The organism is Neotabrizicola paludis, from assembly GCF_044142105.1.
Taxonomy (GTDB): Bacteria; Pseudomonadota; Alphaproteobacteria; order Rhodobacterales; family Rhodobacteraceae; genus Pseudogemmobacter.
In genome coordinates this window covers 202,926-223,620 of the sequence record NZ_JBGTYM010000002.1, presented here as the reverse complement: position 1 = coordinate 223,620, position 20,695 = coordinate 202,926, and the positions used below count along the sequence as shown (strand labels likewise).

Here is a 20,695-nt window from a genome sequence, read left to right as displayed (position 1 = left end):
GCCATGCCGTCCATCGCCATCGAACGCCCGTCCAGCGCGCAGCCAGATGCCAAGCTGTCCTGCTCGGGTCCTGCGGCGCGGCGCAAGACCGGCCGCGCGACCAAGGCCCCTGCGGTTGCGCCGGGCATCCTTGTCACCCCCGCCGCCCTGTCCCTGCCAGAAATCGCCCTGCTGCATGATCGCGGCGGGAGGATCGTCGTGGCGGGCGATGCTCCTGTGGCGATGTCTCTCGCCGAACTTGCCCTGCCTTCCGCGACACGCCTCTGGGTCAACCTCCGCCAAAGCGCCGAGATCAGCCGCCTGCTGCTTGAAGCCCAGGCGGAGGGGCCGATTGGTCGGCTGATCCTTGCGCCCTGTGGCGATGGCGCCGCTGACACGCTGGCGATCATGCGCGTGGTTCTTGCCTTTCTGCCCGCGCTGCGTGCCCAGGGGCATGGCGAGATCACCCTCATCCCCTCGGACCCGGCATCGACCGCCACGTTGACAAGTTTTGCCGAAGGCCTCCGCCCCGGGCTTGCCGACAGCCGCATCGTCCTGACCGTCTCTGCGCCCGCCTGAAATTCTCCGACCCTGCCAGGGTCCTGTGCCTGTCCCTCACCTGCCCCGGCCCTGCGCCGGGGCTTTTCTTATCGGCCCGCCCGTTTCTTGGCGGTCCTTTCCGTCCCGGCTGGGCAGCAAAAAAGGCCGCAGGGCGAACCTGCGGCCTCGAGTTTGGCTCCTAGGGACAGGGAGCGGGAAAGCTTACAGCGGCGGCTTGCCGCGCGCGGCGCGGGCGATCAGCGAGATCACGAACAGCGCCAGGAAGATGAAGAACAGAATCTGCGCGATACCGGCCGATGCGCCGGCGATGCCGCCGAAGCCAAGCACAGCCGCGATCAGCGCGATGACGAGGAAGGTAAGGGCCCAACCGAGCATGATGATCTCCTTTTGAAGGGTCGCAAGGAACTCTGGGTCACGATCACCCTGGGTTCGAAGCGGGGTTCCGGTCGTTCTGCATATCCAACGTGCAGCCCGCCTGACGGTTCCCTGCCCCCACGCCCATGCTGCGGCAATTTGACGTCCAGCGGGGGCACAGACGGGCACGCGTGCAGATGCAGGCTGGACTCCGGCCTTCCCTTGCACCTTATGCTTCTCAGGACGGAACCCTCGCGCGCATCACGCGTTGGACTAGCAGAGAAGGCAGGGCCGGCGTGCCTGATGCGCGCTCTGCCCCTTTTGCCTCAAGCCGAGTTTGCCTCAAGCCGAAAGGATGACCGCCATGTCGATCGATTCCAACATTCTGAAGTCCAAAGCCGATGCGACCGCAGATGCGGCGCGCGATACCGCGACCCAGGCGATGGACACCGCCGAGACCGCCGCGGAAATGGCAGGCAGCAAACTGCGCAGCGTTGGCGCTGATCTGTCGTCGAAAGCCAGCGAACTCGGTGCCGACCTCACCTCGAAGGCCAGTGATGCCGCAGGTCAGCTTCGTGATGCCGCAGCCAGCAAGATCGAAGGCGCGCGGGGCGCGATCGCCGATGCGGGTGACCGCCTTGCCGACACGCTGCGCCGCGCCGCGGATGCCCCCGGCGCCCCCGCCTTGCAGACCCGCGCCCTGACCGCAATGTCGGACGGTGCAAGCGTGGTGGCCGAGACCCTGCGCGAGCGCAGCTTCACCGAAATGGCCGGAGACGTGAAGGCGCTGGCGCGCCGCAACCCCGCAGCCTTCGCGGCCGGAGCTGCTGTGGTCGGCTTTGCCCTGGCCCGGATGCTGCGGGCCAATAACGGCGGCGCCCGGTCGTGACCCGGCGCTATCCTGACAGTGAAGATGCCCCGCTTGCGGGGCTCTTTGCCGAGGTGATCACCGGCGTCTCGCGCCTTGTCCGGGGCGAGATCGCGCTTGCCAAGGCCGAGATGCAGGTGACGCTTCGGCAAACCGCGCGTGCGGCGGCACAGATCGCGCTGGCAGGCATTCTGGCCCTGGTCGGGCTGAATGTGCTGGCCGGGGCTGCCGTCGCGGCGCTGGTCGCCGCTGGTCTTGCGCCGGTCTGGTCGGCGCTGGTCGTGGGCTTGGCCTTCGTGCTTCTGGCGCTGGGCTATCTGCAACATGGCGCGGGCCTGTGGCGCAAGACCGATTTCCTGCCTCGCCGCCTGCGCGCCGCGCCGGTGAGCCCGCAGGAATCCTTCGAAACGGAGCTGACCCAGGATGGACGTCATGACACCAAAGGCCAAGCCTGACCCGCGCTCGCCCGAAGCCGAACTGGCCGCAGCCGAAGCGCAACTCGCCGCTGACCGTGCCGATCTTGATGCGGCGCTCGCAGCGCTGAAGCGCGAAATGGCGCCTGGCGCTCTTGCCCGTCGGGCAGGGTCCTCGCTCAAGGAACGGCTTCTGCCCTCGCATCTCCTTTCGGCCATGCGCCCGGCAGCTGCGGCGTCGACGGCCCCGGCCTCGGCGACGGTGAAACCCGATGACGCGCCCGCCTCCCCGCGCCCGACCCTGCGCCATGCGCCTTTTTCGGCCCGCAACCCGCGCCCTGAACAGGAGACCCCGATGGCGGAACCGACCAATCCCCTGCTCGCCGCCGGTTTCCGGGCGATGCGCGACAATCCTCTGATCGCCTCGGCAGTGATCGCAGCCGCGGGCGCGGCACTTGCCCATGCGCTGCCGCAGCGCGACGGCGAGACGAAGGCGTTACAAAACGCCCGCCGCTTCGCATCCGACAAGACCGGGAGTTTTTTCAGGGATGAGGCGCTGACGCTTGGCCTGTCGCTGGCAACCTCGCTGGCCGGGGCGCTGCTGACCGCGCCCGCCGTCGCCGCAGCGGCCGCCAGCGCGACCGAACCGGCGGCACCGCAGCCAGCAGCGCAGAGCGGTCCGAAAAGCGGGACGATTCGCGCAGCCTGACCAGGCTTCTTCCGCTCAAAGTCAAAAGGCCCGCGCCGTCCCCGGCGTGGGCCTTTTGATATGGTCTGCGCCGTCCTTGCCAGGCGAGGGGCAAAGGAAAAGGCCCGTGCCAGGGCACGGGCCTTTCCGTCTGTCAGTCTGGTTACGTCAGAGGCGACGCATCCAGTCATCGACCTTGCGCTCGGCCGCTGCCTTCTCATCACCGTATTTCTTCTGGATCAGCCCGACCATTTGCTCGCGCTTGCCCGCCACGCGGTCCCATTCGTCATCGGTGATGTCGCCCCAGGTCTCGCGGGCCTTACCCTTGAGTTGCGTCCAGCGGCCTTCGATCTGGTCCCAGTTCATCACATTTCTCCTTTCGGGAAAATCGGTTGCTTCACCTAAACAACGCCGCGGCCCCGTGGAGAGTTCCGCCGCTTTTCCCGAAAAGCCCTAGGCTGTCCGGGCCTGGAAGCTGATTTCCGCCAGCGCAGCGCCGCTTTCCACCCGCGTCTCCAGCACGCCGCCAAGCTGGCCAACGAAGGCCCGGATCAGCCGCGCCGCGATGCGCGCCGGGGCGTCGGTCTGCTCGCCCGTAAGGGTCGCCATGGCGCTGATCGGCCCCATGACGCGAATCCGCGCGCGGCCCTCATCGCAGGTCTGAAGGGTCACGCGGATCGGCGGATCGTCGGGCTCAACCGCATTGGCCGGGAAGCAGGACAGGATCTCGGCCAAAAGCAGCGCCATCGGCACCGCCTGTTCGGTCGGCACGACCAGCGGCGCAAGCTCGGCCTCGATCGAACCGGCCTTCGCATAGCGCTCATGGATCGCGCTGACCTTGGCGATCACATCGGCCATCAGTTCATGCACCGCGACATCGGCATCGCCCGAGATGCGATAGAGACTCAGGTGCACGGTCGACAGGGACATCACCCGGCTGTGCAGATTCTCCAGCAGACGCCGCGTTCCCTCATCGGGCTGCTCGCGCAGATGCATCCGCAGGACCGAGGCGATCAGTTGCAGGCTGTTGCCGGTGCGGTGATGCACCTCGCGCAGGAGCGCGTCCTTCTGATGGACAAGGTTCTCCAGCTCGGCCCCGTCCCGCAGGATCGTGGCGGTCATCGTGCGATAGGCCTCGGCCAGATCCTCGATCTCGGCCGGCGGATTGCGTAGGTTCAGATCGTGCCGCACCCTGTCGCCGCGGGCGAAGGCCAGCATCGCCTGCGCCATCATCCGAACATGCCGCGTGACAAGATGCTCGGCGGCAAAGACCGCCACGGCCAGCGCCGCGATCCACATCAGCCCCGGCACAAGGAAGGGCGTGATCGAGGGGTCGACCAGGGCCTCGTCCACGCCGATGCGCCAGGACCCCAACAGGAACAGATCCTGAGCCAAGGGCACGACAGCAAAAAGACGGTTGAACCCGCTGACTGCCGTGCCGGTGAAAACCTGGGTACCGCCTTCGGCGAGCGCAGCCAGACTGTGGTCGCGCGGCAGGCGCAGGGGAACGTCGTCCAGACCGGTGGTTGAGGTCAGGATATTGCCCTGCCGGTCAAAGGTGATCAGAGCGATGGGCCGGGTCTGCAGAGTATCCTGCGGACCGATGCTTTCTTGCGCCACCGCCTCATGCCGCAAGGAGACGCTCACGATCCCGATCTGGGTGCCTTCCACATCGAAGACCGGGGCTGCCACGCCCAGAACCGCCGTGCCCGAGACCGGACCCGCCAGGTTGATCACCATCTGGGGCACGGGGCTCGAGATCAGCTTCTGAAACACCGCGTTCCCGGAAAAGTCAAAGATACGCGCGCCCGAGGCGCAGCGCATCTTGCCCGACATCGGCGTATAGGCGACCAGCGTGGCCGCCGGTTCATGCGCCTGGGTCTGGTCCATGATCCGACGGCAGGTCGGCAGATCATCGACAAAAGGGGCGATAATCCCGGCCAGGGTCTCGACCGTGGCCTGTGCATCCTGAATCATGCGGATCTGCGGCGCGGCAGCCTGAACCGTCGCGCCCATCGCCGCAAGTTCCCGGTTGCGGGCAACTTCCTTAACGACGGAACTGGTTTGCTGAATCGCCAGAAGGCCAAGCGGCAGCAGAGCCAGCACGATCATGGCGGCAAGTCGCCGACCGACACCCCAATGCCGGGCGCCCATCCTGCCGTCGAGGACGTTGTCCGTCGTGCTGCCTTCGCTCATCGCTTCATGCCATGCCGCCCAACGCCACCCGTCAGGCGGCCGAAGGCACCGATCGTGAAATCACCGCCGTCATCGCCCCGTCTGTTCCGGCGAAGAGATCTTCGCCATCGCCGATTTGCATCAGTTCCGCCAGCCGCTTGCGCGCGCGGTTTGCCCGGCTTTTAACCGTGCCAACCGCCACGCCCATCATCTGGGCCGCATCCTCGCAGGAATAGCCGGAGGCGCCGACCAGGATCAGCACTTCGCGGTGCTCGGGGGAAAGCTGATCGAAGGCGCGCTGGAAGTCGTTGAAGGCCAGACGCCCGTCATGGGCCGGTTTCTCGTACATCGTGGCCGCATAAGCCCCATCGCTATCCGCCACTTCGCGCCGGGTCTTGCGCAGCGAGGAATAGAAGGTGTTGCGCAGGATGGTGAACAGCCAGGCTTCAAGATTGGTCGCGGGATCGAACTTGTCGATGTTCGACCAGGCCTTGAGGATGGTTTCCTGCACAAGATCGTCGGCCTGGGCCCCGTTGCGGCACAGGCTGATGGCGAAGGCACGCAGACCCGTCAGATGGTCTGCCAGTCGGTCGCGCGGCGAACGCTGCGCCGCGACCGTCCCCTGGTCGTTCGCTCGAGCCAGGGTTGCCATCATTTCTGCGCATCCTTCGCCTGGAGCTGCGCCAGCAGATCCTTGAAGCGATCAGGAACCTCTTCAGACAGAGCGTCCTGGTACACACGCTTCAGGTTTTCATCGATCTGCGCTTTCATCTCGGCGTTTATCACGCCTTTGCCCGATCTTGATTGCTGCATTTTTTCGTTCACCTAAGCACCTTATGGGAACCGAACGCAGTTGCCGGCGTTTGGTTCCCCAGAAGAACAGGGAAACGAGAGGAAATTTTCATGTCAACTTCGGAAGTGACCGGGGTTTCGGCATTGGTGTCGGCGCAGCTCCCGTATTTGCGCCGCTACGCGCGTGCGCTCACCGGAAGTCAAAGCTCGGGCGACCAATATGCCATCGCTACGCTCGAGGCCGTGCTGGCCGATCCCAACAGCATTTCGGCAGCGCCGAACCCCCGCGTGGCACTGTTCCGCGTCTTCCACACCGTCTGGTCCAGCACCGGAACCCCGGTAGCCGAAGCAGACAGCCGTCTGTCTGCCGCTGCGCAGGCGCATCTGGCCGCGCTGACCCCGAATTCGCGCGAGGCGCTGCTCTTGCAGACCATCGAAGGCTTCTCGCTGCCCGAAGTCGGCGAGATCATGGATCTCAGCAGCGACGAGGCGACCGAACTGGTCGCCCATGCGCTGCGCGAGATGGAGGCTTCTGTCGCGGGCCGCGTGCTGGTGATCGAGGATGAGGCGATCATCGCCATGGACATCTCGGGCATCGTGGAAAGCATGGGCCATGCGGTCACCGGCGTGGCGCGCACCCATGCGGGCGCCGTAGACCTGGCCGCACGCGACAAGCCCGACCTGATCCTGGCCGATATCCAGCTTGCCGACAATTCCTCGGGCATCGAGGCGGTGAACGAGATCCTTGGCCAGTTCGACGATATCCCGGTGATCTTCGTAACCGCCTTCCCCGAACGGCTTCTGACCGGCGAACGCCCCGAACCGGCCTTCCTGATCAACAAGCCCTATACCGAAGAACAGGTCCGTTCGGCCGTCAGCCAGGCGATGTTCTTCGCCTCGACCGAAACGCTCACCACCGCCTGAAGGTCCCCTCACCCGCAGGCAGGAAGGCCCGGCCCGTCCCCCCAGACGGCCGGGCCTTACCTTTTGGCGAAGGGTCCGTCGCGGCGATACAGGATCAAGGCGGCCAGCCCGCCCGACAGGGCACAAGGCAGCGCGACGGCCAGGTAGTCGGGCGGGGCAAGCGCCTGATCATGCCAAAGAACGACCGGCGCGCAAAGCCCCGCCACCAGCCCCGCGACAGCGGCACGGGCAAGCTCATCCAGCCCTGCCAGGCGGGCCAAGGCAAACCCCGCCATCCAGCCGACCAGCCCCGGCGGCACCAGCACCGGCGCGATCAGCACCGCGCCAATGGCCGAAACCGGCCAGAGGGCGGCCAGTTTCAACACCGTCACAATCCCCGCGCCTTGCACAAGCGCGGTCGCCACCGGCACCAGCAGGGCAGCCAGAACCACCGCCAGCGGGATCATCAAGACAATCCGCCGGTCCAGCCCCAGTACCGCCGCGAACGACCTTATCGCGGCCACGGCATCACCGGCGCGGCTTGCCTTTCCAGGTGTCCAGCCAGGCGCTGAACCGGCCCCAGACGCCGCGGGCGCGGGCGCGGGCCACGTCGCTTTCAGCCTCGACCCGGTCCCAGGCCTGCCCGGCACGATCCACCGCCGGGTCCAGCGCACGTTCCCGGAATTGCAGCCACATCTGGCGCAGCATGAACAGCGCAAAGGCCAGCAGCGTCAGGATCACGATGTTCAGCCAGGGGATCAGCGTCACATCCGGCCCCTCGACCGGGGTAATCTTCACCGCATTGGGGAAGATCGAGATCATCGGAATGCGCCAGCCGTAATGGGTAACCGCAACCCAGGTCGGGTTCGCCTTGTCGGATTTGTAATTCGTCGCCTCGGCCTGCAGGTTCGAGCTGTCCCATTTGAAATAGGGCGGCCAGATCCAGCCCGTATCCTCGTTGCGATAAACCATCACCGATTTGCCATCGGGGTAGACCGCCTCGATGAAGCGGATGTCGCGGGTGGTCGATGTGGTCTCGACCCCGGTTCCGCTGTCTTCCATCGAATAGAAAATCCAGTTCGCCCCGATCGGCGTCAGCTTGTTATAGGTGTTGATGATCTGTACCACGTCGCGCTGCGGCAACGTATAGTGCAGGAACAGCCCGACGATCAGCAGCAGCAGCAGCCGCAGGCCCCATTTGATCTTGGTCCACATCGGCGGCGCGTCCTTCAGCTCCAGTTGACGAAATAGATGGTGGCGATGAAGGCCAGCATCGGCAGGATGTAGATAAGCCATAAAAGGCGCCTTTTCAGCCCCTTCTCATAGTCCTGCATCCCCTTTTCGATCCAACCGTCGCGGTCGCCCTCCAGCCCTTCCGAGATCCAGCGCTTCTCAAGCTTCTCGCGCCGGACCGAACGCGAATAGATCGAGGTCAGAAAATAGACCACGGTCAGCCCGATAAGGGCGAAAAGCGCCAGCCTCAGCCATCCCAGTATCATCTGCGCCCGTCTCCCCATGGCCCCGACACCGCCCCGCCCCAGGGACCGGCGGCCACCGGCCGCGCCGGTTTCGGCCCTAGCTTCATCTCGGGGCGCGCCAGCTCGTCCATCCGCGGTTCCGGCCCAAACAGCGCCTCGCGCGCGCCTTCGCGGTCGACCTGATATTCCCGCGCCAGGAAATCGGCGACGTGGGCCTGCTTGCCCGGCGACCAGGTGCCATAGGCTTCGTAGAACCGTTCCTTGTGCACGATGAACATCTGCCGCACATCCATCGGCGACAGTTCCGACAAGAGCATGTTCACCAGATCGCGGTCGCGCCCCGCCCGCGCCCGCAGCGTGTAGAAATAGGCCGGATGTTCCGACGAGATGCGCGGCCAGGCCCCGGCACCTTCCACCCAGCGCAGCATGGCCGCCAGCCCGTTGAATTCTTCCGGCAGGCTGGACCCCAGCCGATAGGCCACCTTGCGCAGCTCAGTCCGCCGCCCGTCGCCGACCTCGATCCCCAACTGGTCAGCGGCATCGAGCAGGATGAAATCCATCTTCTGGCGCAGGATCGCCCCCGCATCCGCCCCGCGCGCCTGCACGATGGGTTCGACAAGCTGGTTGCGCTCCAGCCATTCGGCAATGTGGTTGCGATGGCTGAAATCCATCACCTGCGCGATGGGCAACTTGCCCAGCCCGCCCACCGGCTGGCGGCAGATCGCCGCCGGGAATTTCACGTCGCGAAAGACATAGACCCCGCCGAACAGGCTGGTCCACAGGTTCGCCGCCTCGAAGGTCATCGCGGGCAGGCTGATCGGCACCCGCGTCACATCGCCGGTCTTCTTGGCCAGCCCGATCATCTCGGCGATCAGCGCTTCATCCCGCCAGCCATCCGGCTCGCGCCGGAACTTCTCGATCAGCGCCGCCAGCTTTTCTGCATCGGCCACATGCCCGCCGATCGTATCGGCCTCGACCGTGACCTGCCGGTAGTCGAACAGCTGCGCCGGGGTGTCGACCGCATAGACCGAACCCTGCAATTCCCCGGCCACCGCGTCCCGCGCCGTCAGCGCGAACAACTGCGCCTCGTTCTTCTCGATGAACTGGGTCAGGATCGACCGGCTGGTCGAGAAGCGGATGTTCAGCAGCGGCGCTTCCTTTTGCTGCGTGGACAGAAGGATGAACTGCCGGTTCGCGCCATTCGGGTTCAGATAGAAATCATCGCCGAACTCATCGCCGATCTCGGGCGAATAGCCCGACAGGTCGATGTGGAAATCGGTCAGGGTAGTTTCGCGGCCGATCAGATGCTTCAGCGCCCGGTTGTAGCGGGTGACAAGCTGGGGCGAGGACACCTCGATGAGGTTCCCGAACATCAGCCCCTTCTCGATCAGCCGGTTCATATCAGCCCCTTGCCCACAGGCCCCATCTGGCCCCGAATCCCGTTCAGATGCCAGCAGAATTGGACGTCATCGCCCATCCCCACGCCCCATCGCCAGCCCCTTGCGCCGCTCGATCCCCTGCGCCCGGATGAGCCAGACCAGCGCCAAGAGCGGCCCCCAGAACAGCGCGAACCATGTGGAGCGCCGCAGAAGGTCGCCCGCCCGCGAGACTTCCGGCCAGCCCCCCTGCAACCTCCAGCCCTCAAAGGCCAGCCACAGCGCCCCGGCGGCAAGGGCGGCCACAGCGGTCAGGCAGATGGCCACCGCCAGCCGGGCCTGCGTGAGCGAGCCGCCCATCAGCGCCCGAGGGAGCAGGATGACCAGCGCCATGAGCAGGCCAAGGGGGAGAAGGGTGTTTTGGAACGTGATGGCTTCGGCCATGGTCAATTCTGCCGACTATAGCTACTTTCTCTCATACCGACTCTCAAACCTCTAGCTTCTTGGTCCAGTGCGTGCCCGAACGAACAGCTAATCAAAGTAGTTCGCTCCGAGCAAATCTATATGCTCCTTTCGAACAAGCCTTTCGAAGGGTAGATTATTGAATAGATCAAATCTCCTCGCACGAGGGGCGAGATTTCTTCCTTTCTCTGTGGCGCAATTGTAGTAAATGACAAGTAGTTCATCATCAGAAAAAAGAGATCTGAATAACCTCTTATAGGTAAGATCAACAACGGGAGACTCTTCGATGGCGCGCAACGAGTTATAAACAAATCTAAAATAATGCCCAAGATCCGAACGATGCTCAGCGTACATCTCTCCATACCTTACGAGGGTACGATCTGGCGCCAGATCGGGATACATTCTTTCTCCTGGCTCCGGCTCCGAAAACTTTTCAAAGAAAAAATGAAATGCGTCTCTTCCCTGGTGAATAACTCGACTATCACCAAATGTTCGAATATCGATCCCAGACACTATGGAGTTATGCGTCGCGACGAGCTCAAAGAAAAATGCATTGAAGCTCTGCTTCTCTAAGTGCCTGTTCGTAGTCGTAATCTCCTTTCTTTGTTCCGAAAGCTCATGGCTCTGAAGCCATACAGTCACAACGATCCAGATGAACGCCAATGCTCCCGCGAAACCCGCAAGCGTGTCACCGATCTCATTTGGCGGGGAATCCAAGAACCAATCAAGATTCGACCTACACTCCAGCACTGACTTTGAAGTGAGGGCGCAACGCTTCTGAGCGGCCATGACTCCTGACAAGATTAGAACAACCGCCGTAAGCATTACGCCAACGACTATGGGTCTCAAGCATTTCACGAAGCACTTGCTTACGCTCACCCCTTCCCCTCCAGATACCGCCGCTTCGCCTCTTCCGTCCGTTGCATGTCCCGCACCATCCCGGAAATCGCCGCCTCGTCCGACTTGTCGGCATAGCGGAATTCGCTGTCGGCGTAACGGTTCACCTCCTGGAGCACCATCTCGACGGTGATCGGGCTCATCAGAGCTTTGATCATCGCAAGCTTCTCGTCATAGGGCTTGAACAGGAACAGGTCGGGGTTTTCCATCCACTCGTCGGGCAATTCGAAATCCATCGCCCGGACCTTCACCGCATCGGTGATGTTCTTGATCGCCCGCCCGGTGAACCGCGCATCCGCCTGCTGGATCGCCTTCAGATAGGCGCCGATCTTGGCGATCGTGTCCAGCTTGCCCGTCTCCGCGGCCACCTTCTCCCACACCTTCACCAGCCCCTCTTCATGCGGGCGGGAATGGCCCTCGAAACTGGCGGCCACGGCTTTCCTGATTTCCTGCGCGGCATAAAGCTGGTGATCGCCCAGCGGGATCTGGTGGTTCTTTCCCAGCAGCAGCGCGAGGATGTCGATGTAATCGTCCTTCGTCTGCGGCCCGTCGACCAGGAACCGCGCCCCAGCCCGCTGGCGCAAGGCATCATCGACATTCTCGGGGTAATTGGAAAACATCCCGAAGGTGCAATTGCCGCGCACCACCGTGCCCGCGCCGGCAAAAGCGCCCATGAACACCGCCGTCACCTCTTGCTGGCCGGCACTGGACTGCCGGTCGCCGCGCTTGCCCGCCACCTGGTCGATATCGTCGATCGTGCCGAAACCGATCACGCCGGGGTCGATCACCGCGTCAATGAAAGCCTTGGCATTCTGGCCCGACTTGCCCTGATAGCTGTCGATCTGGTCGATGCTGAAATTGCGGTAGAGGAATGGATAGCCCGCCACCTTGCAGTAATCATGCAGCAATCCCGCCATCATCTGGATCAGTGTGGTCTTGCCCGTGCCCGGCGCGCCATCGCCCATGAAGGTGAAGATGAAGCCGCCCAGTTCCGCGAACGGGTTCAGCTTCCGCTCGAAATCATAGGCCATCAGCATCTTGGCCAGCTTCATCGACTGATATTTTGCGATGTGGTTGCCCACCACCTCATGCGGTTTCTTGAAGGCCATGGTCAGGGTGCCGCCCTTGGCCGCCCGGGCCGGGGTGAAGCCGGAAATCGTCAGCCCGTCTGCCTCGACCTTCCAGCTTGCCCCCTTGAACGGCCCGACCCGGGCGGCGGCATCGGCCCGCAGCGCAACCTTCCGCATCAGCGCCTCGCAGAAGGCCACGACCGTGGCGACCAGCCGCGCCTCGTCGCCTGCGAAAGTGGCGATGTCCTGATCCAGCTCCCACAGCGCCCCCTGCAGGGCCAAGGGCGCATTGTCGGTCAGCACTTCATCGACCGAGCCGATCTCGACCGTGACCGACCCCATATGCTCGGCCAAAAGGAAAGCCGTCGCATTGGCAAAGGTGAACAGCACCGCCAAAGCCTCGGCCGCCAGCAACTCGGTGAATTCGCCCCGCCGCCCTTCGGACAGCCGCCCCTCGAGATTGGCCTTCTTCAGCTCGGCCAGCCCCGATTGCGCCGAAAGCTGCTCGCCCAGGGCCAGCGCAATCGCAAGCCCCCGCCGCAGTGCCCCCAGGACCGAGGCCTGAACCGGCGAGACCAGACCGTCCCCCAGCCCCTCGACCCGCTCGGCCAAACGAACACCGCCCGGCCGCGCCGTCGATCGCGTCGCCATGCCCACGACGGTTGACCGGAATCGCGGCCGCGCGCCGATGCCGGGCGAGCGTTCCACCCCCGGCTCGGGCGCGGTCGCCGTGGCCAGACGCGGCGCATGGTCAAAGCCGGTCAGCAACCCCAGCGCGGCGTCATACTGCGCCCGGATCGCCTCTTCCTTCAATTCCATCGTGTCGCGCGTGTTCATCACATCCTCCGGCCGGTGCGCCCGGCTTCACCCTTCGCCTGCCGCTCGGGGCTATTTGGGGACAGATGAAGGGCTTACTGACTTCATCTGTCTGAAAATATTCCGGGGTCCAGGGCAGAGCCCCGGGGCGTCCATCCCGCGCTACCGGGCCGGAATAAGCCGCCCCCCGGCGCCCACCACGAATTTCCGTATCCCCCGCAGCCCGGCCGGGTCCTGCTCCACCAGCACCTGATAGGGCCGCTCGGGCAGGATGATCATCCGTTCCAAACTGGTCGTTCCCGTATCGGCCCCGGTCAGCGGGTCCAGCTTGTAGACCTGCCGCACCCGCGACGAGAACCAGCCATCCTTCACCTCTTCTTCACGGTCCGAGACCAGATCCTCGACCGTCCAGACCAGCGCCCAGTCCTGACCCTCGGGCGCGCGGGCATCTTCCAGCACTTTGGAAATCGGCCCCGATTGCAAGGTGAAGCTCGCCGAATACATCGGGCCAAGGGTGATCCGCCGCAGGCGTTTGGGGTGCAGCCCCTCGAAATCCTGGTCAAAGCCGGTCGCAATGGTCAGAAGCTTCAGCCCGCCCACCGATTGCGCCAGAACCTTATGCTGCAAGGGCGGCCAGCGGTAATCGTCATTGGGCAGGGGTTTCTTGCCGGAATCCTCGACATCCATCAGATAGACGACCGGCAGGTTGACCTGGGCATCCCAGACCGCCCAATGCACCAGATAGTGCCGCCGGTCCCCCACCTGCTCGATCCATTGCGCATCCGGGTCGTTGCGCGCCCAGAAGATGCCGCCCGCCTTCAGCGCCTCGAAATACAGCCGCTGCGACAGGGCGAATTGCAGCCCGGCGGGCAGTTTCAATTCGCCCACGATGGTGCGGATCATCCGGTCCTTGAGTTCGGCCTCGGATGCCATCCCGGCCAGATGCTTGTCGGCCTGGGCCGCATCCAGCGCCATGACCATCAATTCCTGCGCGACCGGAAAGCCTGATTCATGCCGGTCGATGGTCAGCCGCGGCGCGCCCTCGGCCCGGCCCGTCATCAGGTATTTGTGGTTCAGGGCGCGGAAGGTGCCGATCACCCCGGCAAGATAGCCACCCAGAACCCGCGCTTCGGTGCGGGTCAGCCGCCCTTCGCCCTCGATCTCGGCCGCGACCCGGCCAAGATACGAGCCGATCTCGGCGAATTTCAGGAAATAGCGCCGGGCGACCTCGGGCTCGTAAAGTTCGGCGTGGTCGCTGACCAGCGCCTCCTTGACCTCATTGCCCGCCACGATTTTCCCCCAGCGCCAGCCCCTCAGCCGCCATACGCGTTCTTGTCATGCTTCTCGACAATGGCGGCAAAGCGGCGGGCAAAGCGTTCGTCGGCCTTGGCCTTGTCTTCCAGAATCTTGCGGGCGAACACCATATGCCCCTCATGCGCTTCCAGCATGTCGGCCATCTTGGCATTGGTCGCGGCGCCGATCCCGGCCATGGCGGCCTGCGCCTCCTGATCCGTCTTCACGCCGATCTCGTTGATCCGGTGCGCCACGTCCTGCTGCTGCGCCGTCTTTAGGCTCGAGGTCAGGGCGTCATACAGCACCACCCGCTGCTTGGTATCGGTCTGCAGCTTGTTGATCAGCACCAGCTGGGTCGCGGCCTGATTGGTCAGGCTGTCGACCCAGGTCTTGCCCTTTTCGATATAGCGCTCCAGCGTCTGGCTGCGCGCGAGCTTGACCTGTTCATCCTGCACCAGCGCATTGTGCTTGGCGTTCAGGGTCGCCAGTTCGGTCTCCAGCTTGGTGCGCGCCGCCGCATCCATCTCGACCGAGATCTTGTTCTCCAGCTCGATCAGCGCCGGGTCCATGGCGGCAATCTCCTTGCGCACCGCCTCCAGCGCCTCGACCGTGGTTTCGCGGTCGGTCAGCGTGCCCGAAAGATTCGCCTCGACCCGCGACTTCTGCACGTTCAGCATTTCAAGCTGGCCTTGCAGCAGCTTCACGATCACGTCCGACTTGGCGATCAGATCCTGCAACTTGTCGTCGATCGTCGCATCGCGCAGCCGCTCTTGGCGCAGGCTTTCAGATTTTCCCTTGGAGAAGATACCGACAAAGCTCTCCCAGCCGGTCTTCGAGCGCATCTCGTCGAACTCGGTCGAAAAGGCCGCCGTCACGTCGTCCAACCCCATGATCAGCTCGGCGATATTGGCGTTCATCACCTCGGTATGCTTGTGCACATCCTCAAGCGTCGCATTCTCGACATCGATCGACACCCCCTCATCGACGCGCAGCCGGGCGGCCTCGATCGTGGCAGTGATCGAACTGATCTTCTCCTGCGCCGCACGGACCTGCTTTTCGCTCTCCAGAATCTGTGCCTCGAAATCCGCCATCGCGCCCTCCTGAGCCGCTGTGCCTGCCACAATGCAGCAGCAATGTAAGAATGAATGACATTCCGTCCAGTGGGGGAATTCTGATTGCCCCCATGCCCCCGCGCAAGGCAGAATTTCCACATGCAGGAAGACGCCCTTCTTCTGGCGGTCACCGCCCGCCGCGACGCGCTGATCGGCCTTGCGCAGGATCTGATCCGAATCCCCACGCTGAACCCGCCGGGGCGCAACTATCGCCAGATCTGCGACTATCTCGCCACCCGCTTCCTCGCCCAGGGCTGGGAGGTCGAGATCCTGCGCGCAACGGGCGCCCCCGGCGACAGCGACGCCTTCCCGCGCTGGAACCTCGTGGCCCGCCATCGCGGCGGCCCCGGCCCCTGCGTGCATTTCAATGGCCATCACGATGTGGTCGAGGTCGGGCAAGGCTGGACCCGCGATCCCTTCGCCGCCGAAATCGACGGCGACCGCATCTATGGCCGCGGCGCCTGCGACATGAAGGGCGGGCTGGCGGCCAGCGTGATCGCCGCCGAGGCCTTCCTTGCCACCTGCCCGGGCTTTTCCGGCATCATCGAGATCTCGGCCACCGCCGATGAGGAATCGGGCGGCTATGGCGGCGTGGCCTGGCTGGCGGAACGGGGCTATTTCGCCCCCGAACGCGTGCAGCATGTCATCATCCCCGAGCCGCTGCACAAGGACCGGATCTGCCTGGGCCATCGCGGCGTCTGGTGGGCCGAGGTCGAGACCAGGGGCCGCATCGCCCATGGCTCAATGCCTTTTCTGGGCGATTCTGCGATCCGCCACATGGGCGCGGTGCTGCGCGAGATCGAGGACAAGCTCTATCCCGCCCTGGCAGGCCGCGTCACAAGAATGCCCGTCGTGCCCGAAGGCGCGCGCACCGCCACGCTCAACATAAATGCCCTGCATGGCGGGGCCGCCGAACCGCAACCGGGCGATACATCGCTGCCTGCGCCCTGCGTGGCCGACAGCTGCCGGATCGTTTTGGACCGCCGCTTCCTGATCGAAGAGACCCTGCCCGAAGTTAAGGCCGAATTGCGCGCCCTGCTCGACGGGCTGGCCGCCCGCCGCGCGAATTTCCGCTACGAAATCCGCGATCTCTTCGAGGTCCACCCGGCGATGACCGAGCCCGACGCCCCCGTCGCCGCCGCCACTGCCCGCGCCATCGAAAAGGTCATGGCCCGCGCCCCCGATTACGTCGCCTCGCCCGGCACCTATGACCAGAAGCATATCGACCGCATCGGCAAGCTGAAGAATTGCATCGCCTATGGCCCGGGCCTCTTGCATCTCGCCCATCAGCCCGACGAATGGATCGGCATCGAGGACATGCTCGACAGCGCCAAGGTCATGGCGCTGGTTCTGGCCGACCTTCTCGCCCCGGTCCCGTGATCCGTCATCTTGGCGGAAATACTCCGACGGTCCGCAGGCAGCGCCTCCGGGGGCCGCCACAGGCCCTCACACCGGGATATTGTCGATCAGCCGCACCCCGTCCAGCCAGGCCGCCGCCAGCATCCGGCGCGGGCGGTGCGGATCGTCCGATGGCATCAGCGTCGCCGCATCGCGCAGCTCGATATATTCCACCCGCTCGAACCCGACCGAACGCATCTTCTCGGCCGCCTCGCGGATCGCCATACGGTCGGGCTGGCCCGCGCGGATATCCTCGGCCGCTGCCGCGATCGCGGCATACAGCACCGGCGCCCGCACCCGCCCCGCCGGGGTCAGCCGCACATTGCGCGACGACATCGCCAGGCCATCCGCCTCGCGGATCGTCTCGCAACCGACGATCTCGACCGCCAGATTCAGGTCGCGCACCAGTTTCAGGACCACCTGAAGCTGCTGCCAGTCCTTCTGGCCGAAATAACCACGGTCAGCCAGGGTCATGCCAAACAGCTTGGTCACCACGGTCGCCACGCCGTCGAAATGCCCGGGGCGCATCTTGCCCTCCAGCGGTTCCGACACGCCCGAGACAGAAACCACGCTGCCGAAGCCTTCAGGATAAACCTCTTCCGGCTGCGGCGCGAAGATCGCATCGACCGGCACCGTCGCCAGAAGCGCCGCGTCGGCCTCCTCGGTCCTTGGATATTTCTTCAGATCGTCCGGGTTATTGAACTGCATCGGGTTGACGAAGATCGTCGTGATCACCCGGTCGCATTCCACCCGCGCTCGCCGCGCCAGCGACAAATGGCCCTCATGCAGCGCCCCCATGGTCGGCACCACGCCGATCACCTCGCCCGCCGCGCGCCAGCCGCGCGCCGCCGCCCGCAACTCGGCCACCGTCCGGTAGATCGGGATCATTTCTTCACCGGCAGCGCATCGGCAAAGGCATGTTCCGGCGCCGGAAAGACCCGCGCGCGCACATCTGCGGCATAGGCGGCGATCGCCTCATCCGCCGCGCGGCCCAATTCGGCATAGCGCTTGACGAATTTCGGCCGGAAATCGGTGAACAGACCCAGCATGTCATCGACCACCAGCACCTGCCCGTCGCAGCGCACCCCCGCGCCGATGCCGATGGTGGGGATCTCCAGGCTTTGGGTGATGCGTGCTGCCAGCCCCTCGGGCACTTTTTCCAGCACCACCGAGAATGCCCCCGCCGCCTCGACCGCGCGGGCATCTTCCATCACCTTCTCGGCCTCGGCGTCACGGCCAACAACCTTGTAGCCGCCCAGCGTGTTCACCGCCTGCGGCGTCAGGCCGACATGGGCCATGACCGGCACACCGCGGGCCACCAGAAAGGCGATGGTCTCGGCCATATGCAGGCCGCCCTCCAGCTTCACCGCAGTGGCGCCCGTCTCGGCCATCAGCCGCGAGGCATTGCGGAACGCCTGCTGCGGGCTTTCCTCATAGCTTCCGAAGGGCATGTCGATCACCGGCATCGCCTTCTGCGCGCCCCGCACCACGGCGCGGCCATGCAGGATCATCATCTCCATCGTGACGCCCAGGGTCGAGGGCAGGCCATGGATCACCATCCCGACCGAATCCCCGACCAGCACAATGTCGCAATGCGCATCGACCAGCCGCGCGACCGGCGTGGAATAGGCCGTCAGCACGACGATCGGCGCACCGCCCTTGCGGGCGCGGATATCGGGGGGAAGAACGGCACGGACGGGGGCGCTGGCGCTCATCTGCTCACCTCTGGCTGGATCGACGGGCGTTTCAATTCTGCCCGCCATAGATGCACGCGCATCGTCCGGCTGCAAGAAAATTACGCCGCAGCGCAGCGGGCCTGACCGCCTTGACCGCGCAGCCGCGACAAGCCCAATGTCCGACGAAAGGAGACACCGATGACCCCCACCCTTCTGCAACGCGTCACGCGCGAAGGCTGCACGCCCGAAACCGAACCCCCCGCCGCCGAGAAAGTTCTGTCAGGCGACCCGGTCCACACGACCTGGAATCTCGAGGAAACCGACGGGCTCTACAGCGGCCTCTGGCAATCGACCCCGGGCAAGTGGAAGGTCTCCTATGCCGAATGGGAATATGTCTACATCCATTCCGGCCATTCCATCCTGACCGATGCGCAGGGCGTCGCCACCCATCTGCGCGCGGGCGACAGTTTCATCATCCGCCCCGGTTTCGCGGGAACCTGGGAAGTGATCGAGACCACGCTCAAGGATTACGTCATCCGCAGCTGAGCCAATGGAAAAGGGCCACCCCGTCCGGGGCGGCCCTGTCCAAGTCGGTCGCGCGACCCTTAGCTTTCGGTATGCGCGTCCTGTTCCTTATACTCCTCGACCGAGAGAGGCGGGCAGTCATCAGCCGGAATCCCCTGCCGCTTGCATTGCGCCAGATGTTTCTTCTCGGCGCGCTCGGCCGCCTTGGCCTCGGCCGCTTCCCAGGCCTCGATCGCCTTCTGGTCCTTTTCGCGCTGCGCGATCGCCTCGGGCGTCTGCTTCACGATCCGGCCGAAAGCATCGTCCATATAGGGGCCTTCGACGGCCAGGCTTTCCTCAAGCGTGCGCACCTTGACCCGGGCCCCGGTATCGGCGCGGTTGAACAGGTCGATGGCATCCTGGTTGAAAAGACGGATGCAGCCCGCGCTCGTCGCCCGCCCGATCGAGGCATTATCGATCGTGCCATGGATGCGGAACATCGTGTCGCGCCCGCCGCGATAAAGGTACAGCGCCCGCGCGCCCAGCGGATTCTCAAGCCCGCCCGGCAGGCCGCCGGCATATTCGGCATAAAGGTCGGGCCGGGTGCGGATCATGTTCGCGGTGGGCGTCCACGACGGCCATTCCTGCTTGCGGCCGACATAGCCCGTGCCCTTGAACGACAGGCCTTCGCGACCGACGGCGATGCCGTAGCGGATCGCCTTGCCGTTTTCCATCACCCAGTAGAGCTTGCGCGAATAGACATCGACCACGATGGAATTCGGCGGATCATCTCCCGCGTAATCGACCTCGACCTTGGTATTGCCGTCGATCAGGTATTTCGGCTTCACCGCAGGAATGAAGTACTCGCCATCCTGCACCGCCTCATAGCCCGGCACACCCTCGGGGCCCTTGGTTTCAGGTTTGGCTCCACAGGCTGCCAGCAGCGGCAGCAGAAGCATTGTCGCAAGCGACAGGCGCAGGTTGATCACGTTCGAATCCCCGGAGGTAAGCCCTTGACGAGCCGCACCTTGGACGTTGCCCCCCCCTCAGCGTCAAGTCCTGCGATGCAGATTCCGAACAAAAGCCACAGGGCGTTGCCCTCAGGTTGCCCGCGGCAGGGGTGGGACCGGCGCGCCGGGCGGCCCGTTCACCGCCCATTGCGCGGCAAAGGCCCGGCCATAGGCCGGCCGCGCCTCGGCCCGCGCCACATAGGCGGCAAGGCTTGGCGCGCCGGTCAGAAGCGCGCCGGATTTCAGGCGCTGCAGCACCGAGACCATCGTCAGATCGCCCGCGCTGAATTCCCCGGCCAGCCAGTCATTCCCGCCCAAGGCCGCCGCCACCCGCGCCAGCACCGCCGCGACCCGCGCGTCCAGCATCGGCAGGCGCTCGGCGTGCCAGGGCTTGTCACGCTCCGTCAACATTGGCACTTCGCGTTGCAGCACGACCGGCTCAACCGAATTCAGCGCCGCGAACAGCCATGAGATCGCCAGCGCCTTTGCCTTCGGCGCCTCGGGCAAAAGGCCCGGATGGCGCTGGGCCAGATGCAACACGATGGCCCCGGTCTCGAACAGCACCACCCCGTCTTCCTCATAGCTCGGGATCTGGCCAAAGGGCTGCCGGGCCAGGTTCTCGGGCGCCTTCAGCGCCTCCCAGGGCACCAGCCGCACCTCATAGGGCAGGCCCAGCTCCTCCAGCGCCCAGCGGATCCGGGTGTCGCGGGCAAGGCCCCGACCGCCGTCCGGCGAACGTTCAAAGGCGGTGATGGTGATGGTCATGTCACCCCTCCCTTTGCCCCATGGTCACGCGGCGCGGCCGCGCCAGTCAAGGCCCGCCCTCCCGACAGGCAAAAGCCCCCCGGGTTGCCACCCGGGGGGCTTTCG

25 protein-coding genes are annotated in these 20,695 nt (G+C 64.8%); 7 read left to right on the top strand and 18 right to left on the bottom strand.

The features are described 5' to 3' along the window. Positions 1 to 3: 3 nt before the first annotated feature. A complete protein-coding gene (locus ACED67_RS06150; RefSeq protein WP_395540698.1) occupies positions 4 to 558 on the top strand; it encodes a hypothetical protein in 555 nt (184 codons plus the stop codon). Between the two features lie 183 nt (positions 559 to 741). On the opposite strand, the gene ACED67_RS06145 is transcribed toward ACED67_RS06150, so the two are convergent. After that, positions 742 to 915, bottom strand: a complete 174-nt coding sequence (locus ACED67_RS06145; protein ID WP_395540697.1) for a DUF1328 domain-containing protein — start codon at positions 913 to 915, stop codon at positions 742 to 744. Between the two features lie 343 nt (positions 916 to 1,258). Here ACED67_RS06145 and ACED67_RS06140 point away from each other — a divergent pair, with 343 nt between their 5' ends. The 3 genes from ACED67_RS06140 to ACED67_RS06130 are packed head-to-tail and all read left to right on the top strand — an operon-like array spanning position 1,259 to position 2,884. Next, on the top strand, positions 1,259 to 1,783 hold the full coding sequence (locus tag ACED67_RS06140) for a hypothetical protein (protein WP_395540696.1): 525 nt from the start codon (positions 1,259 to 1,261) through the stop codon (positions 1,781 to 1,783). Beyond that, positions 1,780 to 2,217, top strand: coding sequence for a phage holin family protein (locus ACED67_RS06135; RefSeq protein ID WP_395540695.1), 438 nt, complete (start codon positions 1,780 to 1,782; stop codon positions 2,215 to 2,217). The genes ACED67_RS06140 and ACED67_RS06135 overlap by 4 nt, the downstream gene beginning before the upstream one ends. Next, positions 2,195 to 2,884, top strand: a complete 690-nt coding sequence (locus ACED67_RS06130) for a hypothetical protein (protein WP_395540694.1) — start codon at positions 2,195 to 2,197, stop codon at positions 2,882 to 2,884. Before ACED67_RS06135 ends, ACED67_RS06130 begins: the two co-directional genes overlap by 23 nt. A 147-nt stretch (positions 2,885 to 3,031) precedes the next feature. Here ACED67_RS06130 and ACED67_RS06125 read toward each other — a convergent pair whose 3' ends face one another. The 4 genes from ACED67_RS06125 to ACED67_RS06110 form a co-directional block, all read right to left on the bottom strand. Beyond that, entirely contained in the window at positions 3,032 to 3,229 is a 198-nt protein-coding gene (locus ACED67_RS06125; RefSeq protein WP_395540693.1) for a CsbD family protein, read from the bottom strand. Positions 3,230 to 3,316: 87 nt separating this feature from the next. Next, a complete protein-coding gene (locus ACED67_RS06120; protein ID WP_395540692.1) occupies positions 3,317 to 5,059 on the bottom strand; it encodes a sensor histidine kinase in 1,743 nt (580 codons plus the stop codon). 31 nt (positions 5,060 to 5,090) lie between these two features. Further along, positions 5,091 to 5,693 (bottom strand): RNA polymerase sigma factor, encoded by a 603-nt coding sequence (locus ACED67_RS06115; RefSeq protein ID WP_395540690.1) that lies wholly within the window; start codon positions 5,691 to 5,693, stop codon positions 5,091 to 5,093. Then, the gene (locus tag ACED67_RS06110; RefSeq protein WP_395540689.1) at positions 5,690 to 5,863 is read right to left on the bottom strand and encodes a NepR family anti-sigma factor; all 174 of its coding nucleotides are present in this window, start codon (positions 5,861 to 5,863) and stop codon (positions 5,690 to 5,692) included. The genes ACED67_RS06115 and ACED67_RS06110 overlap by 4 nt, the downstream gene beginning before the upstream one ends. Before the next feature lie 78 nt (positions 5,864 to 5,941). Here ACED67_RS06110 and ACED67_RS06105 point away from each other — a divergent pair, with 78 nt between their 5' ends. Further along, on the top strand, positions 5,942 to 6,754 hold the full coding sequence (locus ACED67_RS06105; protein WP_395540688.1) for a response regulator: 813 nt from the start codon (positions 5,942 to 5,944) through the stop codon (positions 6,752 to 6,754). A 56-nt stretch (positions 6,755 to 6,810) separates the two neighbouring features. On the opposite strand, the gene ACED67_RS06100 is transcribed toward ACED67_RS06105, so the two are convergent. From ACED67_RS06100 to ACED67_RS06060, 9 genes are all read right to left on the bottom strand, one after another. Beyond that, on the bottom strand, positions 6,811 to 7,257 hold the full coding sequence (locus ACED67_RS06100; RefSeq protein WP_395540687.1) for a hypothetical protein: 447 nt from the start codon (positions 7,255 to 7,257) through the stop codon (positions 6,811 to 6,813). Positions 7,258 to 7,261: 4 nt separating this feature from the next. Then, complete coding sequence (locus ACED67_RS06095) at positions 7,262 to 7,948, bottom strand: DUF1523 family protein (RefSeq protein WP_395540686.1); 687 nt, start codon at positions 7,946 to 7,948, stop codon at positions 7,262 to 7,264. 14 nt (positions 7,949 to 7,962) lie between these two features. Next, positions 7,963 to 8,232: a hypothetical protein gene (locus tag ACED67_RS06090; RefSeq protein WP_395540685.1), complete on the bottom strand. Its 270-nt coding sequence runs from the start codon at positions 8,230 to 8,232 to the stop codon at positions 7,963 to 7,965. Further along, positions 8,229 to 9,611: a DUF6638 family protein gene (locus ACED67_RS06085; protein ID WP_395540684.1), complete on the bottom strand. Its 1,383-nt coding sequence runs from the start codon at positions 9,609 to 9,611 to the stop codon at positions 8,229 to 8,231. The genes ACED67_RS06090 and ACED67_RS06085 overlap by 4 nt, the downstream gene beginning before the upstream one ends. Before the next feature lie 66 nt (positions 9,612 to 9,677). Beyond that, the gene (locus tag ACED67_RS06080) at positions 9,678 to 10,031 is read right to left on the bottom strand and encodes a hypothetical protein (RefSeq protein WP_395540683.1); all 354 of its coding nucleotides are present in this window, start codon (positions 10,029 to 10,031) and stop codon (positions 9,678 to 9,680) included. Positions 10,032 to 10,118: 87 nt separating this feature from the next. After that, positions 10,119 to 10,838 (bottom strand): putative phage abortive infection protein, encoded by a 720-nt coding sequence (locus ACED67_RS06075; RefSeq protein ID WP_395540682.1) that lies wholly within the window; start codon positions 10,836 to 10,838, stop codon positions 10,119 to 10,121. A gap of 86 nt (positions 10,839 to 10,924) precedes the next feature. After that, entirely contained in the window at positions 10,925 to 12,853 is a 1,929-nt protein-coding gene (locus ACED67_RS06070; protein WP_395540681.1) for an ATP-binding protein, read from the bottom strand. Between the two features lie 141 nt (positions 12,854 to 12,994). Further along, entirely contained in the window at positions 12,995 to 14,122 is a 1,128-nt protein-coding gene (locus ACED67_RS06065) for a hypothetical protein (protein WP_395540680.1), read from the bottom strand. A 23-nt stretch (positions 14,123 to 14,145) separates the two neighbouring features. Then, positions 14,146 to 15,216, bottom strand: a complete 1,071-nt coding sequence (locus ACED67_RS06060; RefSeq protein WP_395540679.1) for a coiled-coil domain-containing protein — start codon at positions 15,214 to 15,216, stop codon at positions 14,146 to 14,148. Positions 15,217 to 15,336: 120 nt separating this feature from the next. Between ACED67_RS06060 and ACED67_RS06055 the strand changes: the two genes are divergently transcribed. After that, positions 15,337 to 16,617, top strand: a complete 1,281-nt coding sequence (locus tag ACED67_RS06055) for an acetylornithine deacetylase/succinyl-diaminopimelate desuccinylase family protein (RefSeq protein WP_395540678.1) — start codon at positions 15,337 to 15,339, stop codon at positions 16,615 to 16,617. 66 nt (positions 16,618 to 16,683) lie between these two features. Here the strand turns inward: ACED67_RS06055 and panC are convergent, their stop codons facing one another. Both panC and panB read right to left on the bottom strand, forming a co-directional pair. After that, on the bottom strand, positions 16,684 to 17,523 hold the full coding sequence (gene panC, locus ACED67_RS06050; protein ID WP_395540677.1) for a pantoate--beta-alanine ligase: 840 nt from the start codon (positions 17,521 to 17,523) through the stop codon (positions 16,684 to 16,686). After that, positions 17,520 to 18,350, bottom strand: coding sequence for a 3-methyl-2-oxobutanoate hydroxymethyltransferase (gene panB / locus ACED67_RS06045; RefSeq protein ID WP_395540676.1), 831 nt, complete (start codon positions 18,348 to 18,350; stop codon positions 17,520 to 17,522). Before panB ends, panC begins: the two co-directional genes overlap by 4 nt. A gap of 159 nt (positions 18,351 to 18,509) precedes the next feature. On the opposite strand from panB, the gene ACED67_RS06040 reads away from it, so the two are divergent. Further along, entirely contained in the window at positions 18,510 to 18,857 is a 348-nt protein-coding gene (locus tag ACED67_RS06040) for a cupin domain-containing protein (RefSeq protein ID WP_395540675.1), read from the top strand. Positions 18,858 to 18,916: 59 nt separating this feature from the next. Here the strand turns inward: ACED67_RS06040 and ACED67_RS06035 are convergent, their stop codons facing one another. Together ACED67_RS06035 and ACED67_RS06030 are read right to left on the bottom strand one after the other, a co-directional pair. Continuing rightward, positions 18,917 to 19,804 (bottom strand): L,D-transpeptidase, encoded by an 888-nt coding sequence (locus ACED67_RS06035; protein ID WP_395540674.1) that lies wholly within the window; start codon positions 19,802 to 19,804, stop codon positions 18,917 to 18,919. A 111-nt stretch (positions 19,805 to 19,915) separates the two neighbouring features. Next, the gene (locus tag ACED67_RS06030; RefSeq protein ID WP_395540673.1) at positions 19,916 to 20,590 is read right to left on the bottom strand and encodes a glutathione S-transferase family protein; all 675 of its coding nucleotides are present in this window, start codon (positions 20,588 to 20,590) and stop codon (positions 19,916 to 19,918) included. Positions 20,591 to 20,695: the final 105 nt, after the last annotated feature.